9 protein-coding genes are annotated in these 13,208 nt (G+C 68.1%); 6 read left to right on the top strand and 3 right to left on the bottom strand.

Annotated elements, in window-relative coordinates; genetic code table 11:
- Positions 1-13 precede the first annotated feature (13 nt).
- Positions 14-2,209: a YccS family putative transporter gene (yccS, locus tag SK095_RS17830; RefSeq protein ID WP_320547028.1), complete on the bottom strand. Its 2,196-nt coding sequence runs from the start codon at positions 2,207-2,209 to the stop codon at positions 14-16.
- 139 nt (positions 2,210-2,348) lie between these two features.
- On the opposite strand from yccS, the gene SK095_RS17835 reads away from it, so the two are divergent.
- Positions 2,349-3,749 (top strand): nodulation protein NfeD, encoded by a 1,401-nt coding sequence (locus SK095_RS17835; RefSeq protein ID WP_320547029.1) that lies wholly within the window; start codon positions 2,349-2,351, stop codon positions 3,747-3,749.
- A gap of 4 nt (positions 3,750-3,753) precedes the next feature.
- On the top strand, positions 3,754-4,524 hold the full coding sequence (locus SK095_RS17840) for a slipin family protein (RefSeq protein WP_320548920.1): 771 nt from the start codon (positions 3,754-3,756) through the stop codon (positions 4,522-4,524).
- 3 nt (positions 4,525-4,527) lie between these two features.
- Here SK095_RS17840 and SK095_RS17845 read toward each other — a convergent pair whose 3' ends face one another.
- Together SK095_RS17845 and dbpA are read right to left on the bottom strand one after the other, a co-directional pair.
- On the bottom strand, positions 4,528-6,444 hold the full coding sequence (locus SK095_RS17845) for a diguanylate cyclase (RefSeq protein WP_320547030.1): 1,917 nt from the start codon (positions 6,442-6,444) through the stop codon (positions 4,528-4,530).
- A gap of 145 nt (positions 6,445-6,589) precedes the next feature.
- Complete coding sequence (dbpA, locus tag SK095_RS17850) at positions 6,590-8,053, bottom strand: ATP-dependent RNA helicase DbpA (protein ID WP_201486433.1); 1,464 nt, start codon at positions 8,051-8,053, stop codon at positions 6,590-6,592.
- 546 nt (positions 8,054-8,599) lie between these two features.
- On the opposite strand from dbpA, the gene SK095_RS17855 reads away from it, so the two are divergent.
- From SK095_RS17855 to SK095_RS17870, 4 genes are all read left to right on the top strand, one after another.
- Positions 8,600-8,860: a DUF4212 domain-containing protein gene (locus tag SK095_RS17855; protein WP_201486434.1), complete on the top strand. Its 261-nt coding sequence runs from the start codon at positions 8,600-8,602 to the stop codon at positions 8,858-8,860.
- Between the two features lie 6 nt (positions 8,861-8,866).
- Positions 8,867-10,636, top strand: a complete 1,770-nt coding sequence (locus tag SK095_RS17860; RefSeq protein ID WP_201486435.1) for a sodium:solute symporter family protein — start codon at positions 8,867-8,869, stop codon at positions 10,634-10,636.
- Between the two features lie 100 nt (positions 10,637-10,736).
- Positions 10,737-11,255, top strand: coding sequence for a hypothetical protein (locus SK095_RS17865; RefSeq protein ID WP_136489381.1), 519 nt, complete (start codon positions 10,737-10,739; stop codon positions 11,253-11,255).
- 106 nt (positions 11,256-11,361) lie between these two features.
- The gene (locus SK095_RS17870; RefSeq protein WP_320547031.1) at positions 11,362-13,203 is read left to right on the top strand and encodes a putative nucleotidyltransferase substrate binding domain-containing protein; all 1,842 of its coding nucleotides are present in this window, start codon (positions 11,362-11,364) and stop codon (positions 13,201-13,203) included.
- Positions 13,204-13,208: the final 5 nt, after the last annotated feature.

The following is a 13,208-nucleotide window of genomic DNA, read 5'->3' on the forward strand; positions in this document are numbered from 1 at the left end:
CCCGGGCCGCCCTTCAGGCCGCCGCTGGTCGTGCGTCCTCGCCCGGGCGCAGCAGGCGCGCCGCCAGTTCTCGCAGCGGCTGGAGTTGGCGGCAGATCAGCGCCAGTTCGGTGCGCAGCAGGCGCTGGCGTTCGTCGCCGTCCTCCGGCAGCTGCTCCAGCTCGCGGGCCAGCGCCTCCTCGTCGCGGCTGGCGGCCTCCGGCGCCTGGCGCGCCTGCAGCCCGCGGGCGATGCTCTCGAGGCTGGCGGTCAGGTGGGCGGCGGCCTGCTCGACCAGGCTGCCGTGCAGTTCGAGGGGCTGGCCGGGGCGATGCGCGCCGAGCGCCGACAGGTAGCCGAGCAGGGTGTGCGACAGCGCTAGGCCGCGAAAGCCCACGTCCGCCTCGCGGCGGAAGTGGCCCGGCTCCAGGCGCATGCTGGCCAGGCAGGCGGCCAGCGCGGCGTCGGCGTTGTGCGCGTTGCGCCGGGCCAGGCGGTAGGCGAGGTCGTCGCGCTTGCCGCTGGCGTACTGCTGGAGGATCTGCCGCAGGTAGCTGGCATGGCTGTGCAGGGTGCTGGCCATCACGCTGGGCAGGCGGCGGCCCTGCCAGTCGGGGAGGATCAGGAACACGGCGAGGCCGGCGATCAGGCTGCCGAGCAGGGTGTCGACCAGCCGCGGCCAGATCAGCCCGTAGCCGTCGCCGACCTGGTTGAAGCAGAACAGCACCATCAGGGTGATCGCCGCGGTGGCCAGGGTGTAGCGGCTGGCGCGGGTGGCGAAGAACACCACTCCGGCGGCCACCGCGATCAGCGACTGCACCAGCGCGCCGGGGAACAGGTCGAACAGCGCCCAGCCGGCCAGCAGGCCCAGCATGGTGCCGCCGATGCGCTGGACCAGCTTGGTGCGCGTGGCGCCGTAGCTGGGCTGGCAGACGAACACGGTGGTCAGCAGGATCCAGTAGCCCTGGGTCGGATGGATGGCGTGCAGCACGCCGTAGCCGGCGGCCAGCGCCGCGGCCAGGCGCAGGGCGTGGCGGAACAGCAGGGCGGTGGGGGTGAGCTGCAGGCGCAGGCGCTGCCAGACCTCGGCGAGGCTGTGCGGGTCGCGGTCGTGCAGGGTGCTGTCCTGCTCCTCGGCCAGGGTATCCGGGTCGCTCGCCGCGCCGAGCAGGCGCTCGAGGGTGCCGAGGTTGTCGGCCAGCGCGCGCAAGGCGCGCAGCAGCTCGCGCCACTGCGGGTTGTCCTGCGCCTGCAGGTAGGCCAGCGAGGCCTCGAGGTCGTCGCGGGCCTGGGCGCTGGCGCGCTGGTACTCGAACGGCTGGCGCAGCTCGATGGCCCGGGCCAGCGCCTGGCAGGCCTTGCCCTGCTGGCGCAGCAGCAGGCGGCAGCGGAACAGCACGTCGCTGTGGAAGAACGCCTCGGCCAGTGCGGTGTAGGGGTAGTGCGAGGAGCTGGCGCGTTCGTGGATGTCCTGGGCGAGGAAGTACAGCTTCAGGTAGCGGCTGACCTGCGGGTTGGCGCGGCCCTTGCCGACGCGGTGCAGGATGATTTCCTTGGCCGCGTTGAGCGCCGCCACCAGGCGGCCGTTCTGCTGCGCCAGCTCCAGGCGCCGGCGCTCGACGTCCAGCTCGCGCACCGGCTCGAACAGCGCCGCCTTCAGGCGCAGGTACTGGTCCAGCTCGCGGAACACCCGGGCCAGCGCCTGCTGCACCGGCTGCTGGCTGAACAGCGCCTGCCAGAGCACCGAGAGCGCGCCGTACCAGGCGGCGCCGGCGACCAGCAGCAGCGGCTCGCGCCACAGGTCGGCGACCTCGCCGCCGCGCTGGTCGACGCCGATCATGGTGTAGATGGACAGGATCAGGGTGGCCGAGGCGATGGTGCCGTAGCGCTCGCCGACCGCGCCGAGCATGGTCAGGGCGAAGGTCGACAGCGCCAGGGCGGCGACGAACAGCCAGGGATAGGGGAACAGCAGCTCGACGGCGAAGGCCGCTGTGGCGAAGCACGCCAGGGTCACCAGCAGCGCGCGCAGGCGGCCGCGCCAGCTGTCGTCGGTCTCGGCCAGGGCGCTGGCGACAATGCCGAGGAACAGCGGGATCAGCAGCTCCATGCTGCCCAGGGTCCAGCACAGCGCCATGCTGCCGGTGAGGGCGACCAGCACCCGCAGGCTGTAGCTGAACTTGTCCAGCGCCCACAGGCGGCGCAGGGAGTGGCGGAGCGAGGTGGCGGGCATGGAGCGTCCTGCAGCGAAGGGCGTGATGCGCGCATTCTAAACGCAGCCCGGGCATGCCGCTCGAGGCTGCCGCGGGGGAGCTCGTGCGGCTCGTCTATCCTGCTAGGAGTCGCTTCGCGAGTCCGCCGGGAGAATGGCCATGCCGCCATGCCTTGAGCGCTGCTGCCGAATCCTGCTGCTCTGGCTGCTGGCGCCGCTGTGGGCGCTGGCGGCGCCGGCTCCGGTCACGGTACTGACGGTGAACGACCCCATCGGTCCGGCCGTCGCCGACTATCTGGTGCGCGGCCTGGCCTGGGCCCAGGAGGAGGGGGCGCAACTGGTGGTGCTGAGGCTCGATACGCCGGGCGGGCTGGATACCTCGATGCGCATCATCATCCGCGCGATCCTCGCCAGCCCGCTGCCGGTGGTCAGCTATGTGGCGCCCAGCGGCGCACGGGCGGCCAGCGCCGGCACCTACATCCTCTATGCCAGTCATGTGGCGGCCATGGCCCCCGGCACCAACCTGGGGGCCGCTACCCCGGTGCAGATCGGTGGCCTGCCGGGTGCGCCGCCGCAGCCGCCCGGGGCGCCGGACGACAAGCCGGAGAATTCCGACAAGCGCGAGGAGGAGGGAACGCCAGCGCCCGGCGACGTGCTCAGCCGCAAGCAGATCAACGACGCCGCCGCCTATATCCGCGGCCTGGCCCAGCTGCGCGGGCGCAACGCCGAATGGGCCGAACAGGCGGTGCGCTCCGCGGCCAGCCTGAGCGCCGAGGAGGCGCTTGAGCACAAGGTGATCGACCTGCTGGCCGTCGATCTCGCCGATCTGTTGCGTCAGCTGGATGGCCGCCGCCTGGAGGCGGGCGGACAGCCGCAGACCCTGGCCACCGCCGGCGCCGAGCTGCTCGAGCGCGCGCCGGACTGGCGTACCCGCGTGCTGGCTGTGATCACCAATCCCAGCGTGGCGCTGATCCTGATGATGCTCGGCATCTACGGCCTGATCTTCGAGTTCTCCAATCCCGGATTCGGGGTCGGTGGGGTGCTCGGCGCCATCTGCCTGATCCTCGCCCTCTACGCCCTGCAGCTGCTGCCGGTGAACTACGCCGGGGTGGCGCTGATCCTGCTCGGCATCGCCTTCATGGCGGCCGAGGCCTTCCTGCCCAGCTTCGGCGTGCTCGGCATCGGCGGAGTGGCGGCCTTCGTGGTCGGCGCGCTGATCCTGATCGACACCGAGGTGCCCGGCTTCGGTATCCCGCTGGGGCTGATCGTCGCACTCGGTATCGGCAGTGCGGTGATGATCGCCGCGGTGCTCGGCATGGCGCTCAAGGCGCGCGGCCGCGCGCCGGCGGCGGGCGATGCCGGGTTGGTCGGCGGTCTGACCAGAGTGGTGCGGGTCGCGGCGAGCGATCCACATTGTGGCTGGGTGCAGCTGCAGGGCGAGCAATGGCAGGTGCGCAGCCAGGCCAGTCTGCAGGCCGGTCAATGGGTGCGGGTCACGGCCCGCGAGGGTCTGCTGCTGGAGGTCGAGGCGACACAAGCGCCGGCCGCCGAAGGAGGTTGAGATGATGGGGTTCGAACTGGGGTTCGTCGCCCTGCTGGCCATGCTGATCGGCCTGGTGATTTCGGCGTTCCGCATCCTGCGCGAGTACGAACGCGGCGTGGTGTTCATGCTCGGGCGCTTCTGGAAGGTCAAGGGTCCGGGGCTGATCGTGGTGATTCCCGGTGTGCAGCAGATGGTGCGGGTCGATCTACGCACCATAGTGCTGGACGTGCCGACCCAGGACGTGATCTCCCGCGACAACGTCTCGGTGAAGGTCAACGCGGTGGTCTACTATCGGGTGCTCGATGCGCAGAAGGCGATCATCCAGGTCGAGGATTACCACGCCGCCACCAGCCAGCTGGCGCAGACCACCCTGCGCGCGGTGCTCGGCAAGCACGAACTGGACGATATGCTCGCCGAGCGCGAGCGCCTCAACGCCGACATCCAGCAGGTGCTCGACACCCAGACCGACGCCTGGGGTATCAAGGTGGCCAACGTCGAGATCAAGCACGTCGATCTCGACGAGTCGATGATCCGCGCCATTGCCAAGCAGGCCGAGGCCGAGCGCGAGCGGCGCGCCAAGGTGATCCACGCCGAGGGCGAGCTGCAGGCCTCCGAGAAGCTCATGCAGGCCGCCGAGATGCTCGGCCGGCAGAACGGTGCCATGCAGCTGCGCTACCTGCAGACCCTGGCCTCGCTGGCCGGAGACAAGAGCTCGACCATCGTCTTCCCGCTGCCGATCGACCTGCTGAAAGGGCTGGCTGAGCGGCGCACCCCGGCGGAGCCGGAGCGTTGAACCTCACAGCTCGTCCGGCGCCGCCGGCTCGTCCAGCGTTTCGCCCTCGGCCAGCCGGCGCCCCAGGTGCATGCAGTTGCGCCCGGCGGCCTTGGCCCGGTACATGGCCTGGTCGGCCTCGCGCAGCAGGTCCTCGCAGCACTGGCAGCCGAGGCCGAAGCTGATGCCGATGCTGGCGCCGATGCGGATCTCCACGCCGTCGAGGCGGAAGGGCCGGGCCAGTTCCTCGAGGATGCGCCCGGCCAGTTGCTCGGCCTGCAGTTCGCTGCCGATACCCTCGCAGACCAGCACGAACTCGTCGCCGCCCAGGCGCGCCACCAGGTCGCTGCTGCGCGCGCTGGCCTGCAGGCGGTGAGCGACCTGGACCAGCAGCCGGTCGCCGGTCTCGTGGCCGTGGCAGTCGTTGACCGGCTTGAAGCCGTCGAGGTCGAGGAGGATCAGCGCGAGCATCTCGCGGCGCCGGCGCGCGCGCTGCCAGGCCTGCTCGAGGTGCTGGCGCATGGCCGTGCGGTTGGCCAGGCCGGTGAGCGGGTCCTGCAGCGCCAGCTCGCGCAGGCGTTCGTTGGCGGCGGCCAGCGCCTCGGTGCGCTCGGCCACCCGCTGCTCGAGGATCCGCTCCTGCTCCTGCAGGGCGCGCAGGTCCTGCTGCTGGGCGTCGAGGGTGGCGTCGGCCTGGCGCTGGCGCAGCACGCTGAGGCGCTGCGCGAGGCCGAAGGACAGCAGCAGCAGCTCCAGCGCCGAGCCGAGCAGCAGGGCGTTGACGGTGAAGGCGTTGGACGCCGCCACGCCGAAGTTGCGCAGCGCCAGCAGCAGCGAGCCGCCCAGCAGCATCAGCCCGGCGGCGACGAACACCCGCGCCGCCGGCACCTGGCGGCGCGCACAGGCCAGGCCGCAGCCGAGCAGCAGGACGATGTTGGCCAGGCTGGCGTGGGCCAGCACCTGCAGCATCAGCGGGGCGGCGAGCAGCAGGGTGGCGAGGGTGATCGGCAACTGCACGGCGAGGGCGATGTTCAGCAGGCGATGCCAGCGTGGCACATGACGTGCGCTGTCGAGGAAGCTGCGGCTGAACAGGATGGCGCCGAGGTTGGCCAGGCCGAGGAAGCAGGGCAGGGCGCGGGTGCCCCAGGCGCCGCCCTGCGGCCACAGGTACTGGGCGCCGAGGCCGGTGAGGGCGAGCATGGCCAGGCCGCCGCTGGCGGCGAACAGCACGTAGAGCAGGAAGCTGCGCTCGCGCAGGGCGAGGAACAGCAGCAGGTTGTAGCCGGCCAGACCCAGCAGGGTGCCGAAGTACAGGGCCAGCAGCAGGCTGGCGTTCTGGTTGTCGTGCAGGAAGGCTGCCGCCGTCCACAGGCGGGCATCGAGGGACAGGCTGCCCGAGCTGTGCGCCAGGAAGTACAGGGTGCGCCGCTCGCCGGGCGCCAGGTGCACGGCGAACAGCGGCGCGCGATGGTCGAGGCTGCGTTGCGTGCGCGGCAGGCTGTCGCCGGCGCTCTGCCGCTGCAGGCCGTCCGCGCCCAGGCTGAACAGCTCGATGCGATCGAGCGCCGGATAGCTGAAGGCGATGCGCCACTCGGCGGGCTGCGCGGCCTGCGACTGCAGCTCCAGGCGCAGCCAGACGCGGTCCGCGGTGTAGCCGAGGTTGAGCTCGCTGCGCCGGAGCAGCGGCTGGAAGTGCGCCTGCAGCGGCGGCGCCGGGTCGCCCGGCCGGACATCGTCGGTCGTGCGGTACAGGGCGAGGTAGGGGTACAGGTCGAGGGCCCGCTCGTGGCCGTCGAGGCGCAGCAGCGGCCTGGCCTCTTCGGCGCGCACCGCCAGGGCGAACAGTGTCAGCAGGGCGAGCAGCAGGACCCGCGCCGCGACCGTGCCGCGGGCAGCCCGCCGCGTTGCCTGCACGCGGTGCCGGCTGGAGTCCTGTGGCATGGGAGCCTCGCGAATTCCGTGGACAGTCGCCCGCGTGCCTGGCTGGCACGCGGCCGTCTTCCAACTGTAGCCACTGGCGGCGCGGCCGGCCGCGGGCAGGGGTGCCGTCAGTCGGCTGGCGCGGGCGTCCGCCGGCGCCTGCGGCTCAGAGGATCCGCGCCTTGAAGTGGCGGCCCTTGACCTTGCGTTCGCTCAGGCGCTGCAGCGCCTCGCGGGCCAGCTCGCGCTCCACCGCCACGTAGGCGTTGTAGTCGTAGAGGGCGATCTTGCCGATGCGTGCGCCCGGCAGGCCGTCTTCGCCGGTGAGGGCGCCGAGGATGTCGCCGGGGCGCAGCTTGTCCTTGCGCCCGCCGTTGATGCACAGGGTGGTCATCGGCGGCAGCAGGCGCGCGTCGTCCAGCGGCTTGAGGTTGTCCAGCCTGGCCCAGTTCAGCGGCGTCTGCTGCAGCGCTTCGATGGCGCTGGCGCGGCTGGCCTCGCTCGGCGCCACCAGCGACAGCGCCAGGCCCTTGGCGCCGGCGCGGCCGCTGCGGCCGATGCGGTGGATGTGCACCTGCGGGTCGCGGGTCAGCTCGAAGTTGATCACCGCCTCCACGGTGTCGATGTCCAGCCCGCGTGCGGCCACGTCGGTGGCTACCAGCACGCAGCAGCTCTGGTTGGCGAACATCGCCAGCACCTGGTCGCGCTCGCGCTGCTCCAGGTCGCCGTGCAGGGCCAGCGCGGAGATCTTGCGCGCGTTGAGCGCGGCCGCGACTTCCTGGCACTGCGCCTTGGTCTGGCAGAACACCACGCTGGAGGCCGGGCGGAAGTGCAGCAGCAGGCGCGCCACCGCGTCCAGGCGTTGGGCGGGATCGACCTCGTAGAAGCGCTGTTCGATCTGGCTGTCGTCGTGCAGCGCCTCCACCTCGACCCGCTGCGGCTGGCGCAGGAAGCGCGCGGCCAGTTGTTCGATGCCCTCGGGATAGGTGGCGGAGAACAGCAGGGTCTGCCGGCGCGCCGGGGTCTGCTCGATGATCGCGGCGATGGCGTCGACGAAGCCCATGTCGAGCATGCGGTCGGCCTCGTCGAGGACCAGACGGTTGAGGCCGTCGAGCCTGAGGCTGCCGCGGTTGAGGTGCTCGAGCACCCGCCCCGGCGTGCCGACCACGATGTGCGCGCCGTGCTCCAGCGAGCCGATCTGCGGGCCGAAGGGCACGCCGCCGCACAGGGTCAGCACCTTGACGTTGTCCAGGCCGCGGGCCAGCAGGCGGATTTCCTTGGCCACCTGGTCGGCCAGTTCGCGGGTCGGGCACAGCACCAGCGCCTGGCAGCCGAAATAGCGCGGGTTGAGCGGGGCCAGCAGGCCGAGGGCGAAGGCGCAGGTCTTGCCGCTGCCGGTCTTGGCCTGGGCGATCAGGTCGCCCCCGGCGAGGATGATCGGCAGGCTGTGCGCCTGGATCGGCGTCATCTGCCGGTAGCCGAGGGCATCCAGGCTGGCGAGCAGGGGGGCGGGCAGGGGCAGGGTGGCGAAGGCGTCGGTCACGGGGCGGGCCTGGGTGGAAACAAGGCCGGACAGTCTAGCAGGTTGGCGTGTGGGTGCCGCAGAGCGCCGGTTGAGTGGCTCTTGCATCGGCTCCAATGCCGGTTTCGCTGTCGTGCCTGCGGCTGTCGCGATCCGCTCGTTCGGTTGCCGGTGTGCGCAGTCGTGAATGAAACACTCTTTCCTGAGTCGAATGGGGAGCGTCGGTGTAGGGGACTTTCGGCACACTGATTTGTCGCCAAATATTGCTGTGGCTGCCATGGCATCCAGCACATTCGGCCTATCCGCTAGGCCTGAAATCGGGATTGCCTTTTCCATCGCCGGGGATTGCCGGGGCCGGCGCGACGCCTGCGCCTTGCCGCTCATCCCGGGTGCGGAGGTTTGCCGCTGCGGCAAGCCCGGGAGCCTGGCGGGATGTGCCGGGAACTGCGCTTGTCGAGAACATGCCCCGGACAACGCACCATGACCTGTCCGGCCGCGCCGGTCGAGGGGCTCGCCATCGCCGTGAGCCGGCGGAGCGGGAGGCGTCTGGGACGGGCTTCAGACTAAAGTCGGGGATTACTTTTGTCGCAGCCCCTTTGTTAGATTCAGGATGTGGTTCTTTCACCTGCAATAAAAACAATACGGAGAAAGGTAATGGCAGACGATAAGAGCAATTCTGCTGCGTACTGGAAGGCAAACGTTCGCCTTATCACATGGAGCCTGGTGGTCTGGGCTCTGGCTTCATATGGTATCGGCATTCTTCTACGCCCGGTGCTGATGGGTATTTCAGTCGGCGGAGCGGACCTGGGCTTCTGGTTCGCTCAGCAGGGATCCATCATCACGTTCATCGCGCTCATCTTCCACTACGCGTGGAGGCTGAACAGGCTGGACAAAGAATTCGGCGTCGAGGAGTAAGCCAGCATGAGCCAATTTGTAATCAATATGCTGTTCGTAGGGGCGTCCTTCGCTCTCTACTTCGGTATCGCGGTCTGGGCTCGCGCCGGATCGACCAAGGAGTTCTACGTCGCCGGCGGTGGCGTGCATCCGGTAACCAACGGCATGGCCACTGCGGCCGACTGGATGTCCGCGGCTTCCTTCATTTCCATGGCCGGTCTGATCGCTGCCGGCGGCTACTCCACCTCGGTCTACCTGATGGGCTGGACCGGTGGCTACGTGCTGCTGGCCATGCTGCTGGCGCCCTACCTGCGCAAGTTCGGCAAGTTCACCGTACCGGACTTCATCGGTGACCGCTTCTACAGCCGTGGCGCGCGCCTGGTGGCGGTGATCAGCCTGCTGCTGATCTCCCTGACCTACGTGATCGGCCAGATGGCCGGTGCCGGTATCGCCTTCTCCCGCTTCCTCGAAGTGAGCAACTCGGCCGGTATCTGGATCGCCGCTGGCGTGGTGTTCGCCTATGCGGTATTCGGCGGCATGAAGGGCATCACCTACACCCAGGTGGCCCAGTACGTGGTGCTGATCATCGCCTACACCATACCGGCGGTGTTCATCGCCTTCCAGCTGACCGGCAACCCGATTCCGTCGCTGGGCATGATCGGTACCCACGTCGAGTCCGGCATGCCGCTGCTGGCCAAGCTGGATGCCGTGGTCACCGATCTGGGCTTCGCCGCCTACACCGCCGACGCCAGCAACAAGCTGAACATGATCCTGTTCACCTTGTCGCTGATGATCGGTACCGCCGGTCTGCCGCACGTCATCATCCGCTTCTTCACCGTGCCGAAAGTGGCCGATGCCCGCTGGTCCGCCGGCTGGACCCTGATCTTCATCGCCCTGCTGTACCTCACCGCTCCGGCCGTGGCTTCCATGGCGCGCCTGAACCTGATGACCACCGTGTATCCGCAGGGTACCGAGGCTCCGGCCCTGTCCTATGAAGAGCGTCCGCAGTGGGTGAAGACCTGGGAAGAAACCGGTCTGATCAAGTGGGAAGACAAGAACAGCGATGGCCGCGTGCAGTTCTACAACGACGCCAACGCCCAGTTCACCCCGACCGCTACCGAGCGTGGCTGGAACGGCAACGAGCTGACCGTCAACAACGACATCATCGTGCTGGCCAACCCGGAAATCGCCAACCTGCCGTCCTGGGTCATCGGTCTGATCGCCGCGGGCGCCATCGCCGCTGCGCTGTCCACCGCTGCCGGTCTGCTGCTGGCCATCTCTTCCGCCGTGAGTCATGACCTGATCAAGACCCTGATCAATCCGAAGATCAGCGAAGCGAACGAAATGAAGGCCGCACGGATCTCCATGGCGGTATCGATCCTGCTGGCCACCTGGCTGGGTCTGAATCCTCCGGGCTTCGCGGCACAGGTAGTGGCACTGGCATTCGGTCTGGCGGCAGCGACCCTGTTCCCGGTCCTGATGATGGGTATCTTCTCCAAGCGCGTGAACGACAAGGGCGCGATCGCAGGCATGGTTGTCGGCCTGCTGGTCACCATCGTCTACATCTTCATGTACCTGGGCTGGTTCTTCATTCCGGGCACCGCGACCTTCGCCAACACTCCGGACAACTGGCTGTTCGGCATCTCCCCGCAGGCCTTCGGTTCGGTGGGTGCGATCATCAACTTCGCCGTGGCCTACGCCGTGTCGCTGGCTACCGAGGCTCCGCCGAAGGCAGTCCAGGATCTGGTGGAGAGCGTGCGTACTCCGAAGGGTGCTGGTGCCGCACTCAGCCACTAAGCAATAATGCGACCAGAAGCCAGATTAATAATCTGAGCCACGGTTGAAGCAAACATCGGGCTTCCATTTGGAGGCCCGATGTTTTTTGAGGAGGCTATATATGATCTGGCATCTGATTGCCGCAATCTGCGCAGCCCTGGCGGGTGCGGGAATCGCATTGGTATTACGCAGCCTGACGCGCAAGCGGCTGCCGAAGTGGATCATTCCGGCATTCGCGGGTCTGGGGATGCTTTCCTATACCATCCACTATGAATACACCTGGTTCGATGCCAAGCAGGTGCGCCTGCCGGAAGGTTCCGTGATCGTCTCGAGCGAAAAGGGCGACATGCTCTGGCGCCCCTGGACGGCCCTGTTCCCGATGCCGCTGGCCTATACGGTGCTGGATTCCGCCAATGCGCAGATCGAGGAAACCAGTCGCGGGCGCATGGGCCGTTTCGTGCTGTATCGCTTCGAGAAGCAGCACCTGATGTCCACCGTGACCAGCGCCACCTATCAGCTGCTCTGCAGCGAGCAGGCGATGTTCAGGCTCAATGAGGCCGGTCAGGCGAAGTTCGAAACCATGACCAGGCTGGAGCAGGACGCGCCGCTGTATCGGGCCATCTGTGCCGCCAACGGCTGAGTGGCCGCTGCGGACTTCGCGCCCCCGGTCGAATCGATGCATCCGGGGACCGGGCTTGCCGCCTCGAGCGTCTGACAGGAACAACAATCAGGACGGAGAGCTTGTCATGTCGGTTTCGTTCAAGATGGATAACCTGCCCTTCAGTCTGCTGGATGCGCGGGAGCAGGCCTTGCTGAGCGACAGCCTGGAGATTGCCAGCTTCCACAAGGGTGAGGCGATCATCGAGGCGGGCAAGCCGCCGCAGGGCGTATTCGTCATCGCCAGAGGCCGCGTCGCGGAAAGCGATGTGGCCGAGCCGGATGCCGATGGCAAGCCGCTGGCCAGCCACGTTTTCGTGCATTACGAGGACGAGGACTATTTTGGCGGCTGGTCCGCGATCAATGGCGTGGCGATCCACAACTTCATCGCGGTCGAGGAAACCATCGGCCATGTGCTGCCGACCAGGATCCTGCTGGAGCTGATGGCCAGCAACCCGCGGTTTGCCGACTACTTCCAGCAGAGCCTGGCGGCCAAGCGGGAGATCGTCGCGCAGCACGGGCAGGGCCAGGACATGACCGAGTTCATGCTGGCCCGGATCAGCGATGGCATGGTGCGCGAGCCGCCGATCGTGGCGGGCGGCACCAGTCTGCACGAGGCGACCCGCCTGATGCGCGAGATGAAGTCGGACTGCCTGCTGGCGAGGAAGGGCAACCGCTACGGCATGGTGACCCGCACCGACCTGCTCGATGCGGTGGTGCTGAAGGGGATGCCGCTGGCCACGGATGTCGCCGAGATCGCCAGCTACCGCCTGGTCACCGCGGAGCCCGACGACTACCTGTTCAATGCACTGATCCTGATGACCCAGCATCAGATCGAGCGGGTCGTGGTCATGGGCGAGGACGGCGCCCTGGTCGGGGTCGTCGAGCTGACCGATGTGCTCAGCCACTTCTCCAGCCATTCCCACGTCATCGGCCTGCGCGTCGAGCGCGCCAACACCGTCGAGGAACTGCGCGAGGCGGCGCTGGGGCTCACCGACCTGATCCGCGCGCTGATCTCCACCGGGGTGAAGATCCGCTTCACCATGGAGCTGCTGGCCGCCATGAACGGACGGATCATTTCCAGGCTGTTCGATCTGCTCATTCCCCAGGACATGCGCCCGCACGTCTGCCTGATCGTGATGGGCTCCGAGGGGCGCGGCGAGCAGATCATGAAGACCGACCAGGACAATGCGCTGCTGGTGCGCGACGGGCTGGAGTGGCCCGGGATGATGGACACCATGCGCCACTTCAGCGAGACCCTGATCAGCTTCGGCTTCCCGCCCTGCCCGGGCAACATCATGGTGTCCAATCCCGAGTGGGTGAACTCGATCGAGGAGTGGGCGCGCAAGCTGACGCACTGGAGCCACAGCTACGATGGCGCGTCGGTGATGAACCTGGCCATCGCCGTGGACAGCAAGCCGATCGCCGGCAACATCGCCCTGTTCAAGGTGGCGAGGAACGCCTTCCTGCGCCGGGTGCAGAGCAACGACATCTTCTTCTCGCACTTCGCCAAGGCCGCGCTGAACTTCGATACGCCGCTGACCATCTTCGGCAACCTGCGCGACAAGGAGCAGCTGGACATCAAGAAGGGCGGCATCTTCCCCATCGTCCACGGGGTCAGGACCATGGCGCTGGAGCAGCGCATCCTGGAGACCAACACCTTCAGGCGCATCGAGGCGCTGGTGGCGATGGGCCGGATGGACAAGGCCATGGGCGAGAACCTCGGCGAGGCCCTGTCGATCTTCATCCAGTTGCGCCTGAACCAGCAGATGCAGCGTATCGAGGCCAGCGCGAAGGGCCAGGACCGGACCCCCAACCTCATCGACCTGCAGAAGCTGAACAAGCTCGAGCGCGACCTGCTGCGCGATGCCCTGCACGTGGTGAAGGACTTCAAGAAGCTGTTCGCGTTGCGTTACCACATCAACGCCTGAGGCGC

Origin of the sequence: Pseudomonas sp. AN-1, from assembly GCF_034057115.1 — a bacterium.
Taxonomy (GTDB): domain Bacteria; phylum Pseudomonadota; class Gammaproteobacteria; order Pseudomonadales; family Pseudomonadaceae; genus Geopseudomonas.

What these genes read in the sequence shown, in the direction of transcription:
- yccS (WP_320547028.1), bottom strand. Translation starts at nt 2,209, where the DNA reads ATGCCCGCCACCTCGCTCCGCCACTCCCTGCGCCGCCTGTGGGCGCTG.
- SK095_RS17835 (WP_320547029.1), top strand. Translation starts at nt 2,349, where the DNA reads ATGCCGCCATGCCTTGAGCGCTGCTGCCGAATCCTGCTGCTCTGGCTG.
- SK095_RS17840 (WP_320548920.1), top strand. Translation starts at nt 3,754, where the DNA reads ATGGGGTTCGAACTGGGGTTCGTCGCCCTGCTGGCCATGCTGATCGGC.
- SK095_RS17845 (WP_320547030.1), bottom strand. Translation starts at nt 6,444, where the DNA reads ATGCCACAGGACTCCAGCCGGCACCGCGTGCAGGCAACGCGGCGGGCT.
- dbpA (WP_201486433.1), bottom strand. Translation starts at nt 8,053, where the DNA reads ATGCAAGAGCCACTCAACCGGCGCTCTGCGGCACCCACACGCCAACCT.
- SK095_RS17855 (WP_201486434.1), top strand. Translation starts at nt 8,600, where the DNA reads ATGGCAGACGATAAGAGCAATTCTGCTGCGTACTGGAAGGCAAACGTT.
- SK095_RS17860 (WP_201486435.1), top strand. Translation starts at nt 8,867, where the DNA reads ATGAGCCAATTTGTAATCAATATGCTGTTCGTAGGGGCGTCCTTCGCT.
- SK095_RS17865 (WP_136489381.1), top strand. Translation starts at nt 10,737, where the DNA reads ATGATCTGGCATCTGATTGCCGCAATCTGCGCAGCCCTGGCGGGTGCG.
- SK095_RS17870 (WP_320547031.1), top strand. Translation starts at nt 11,362, where the DNA reads ATGTCGGTTTCGTTCAAGATGGATAACCTGCCCTTCAGTCTGCTGGAT.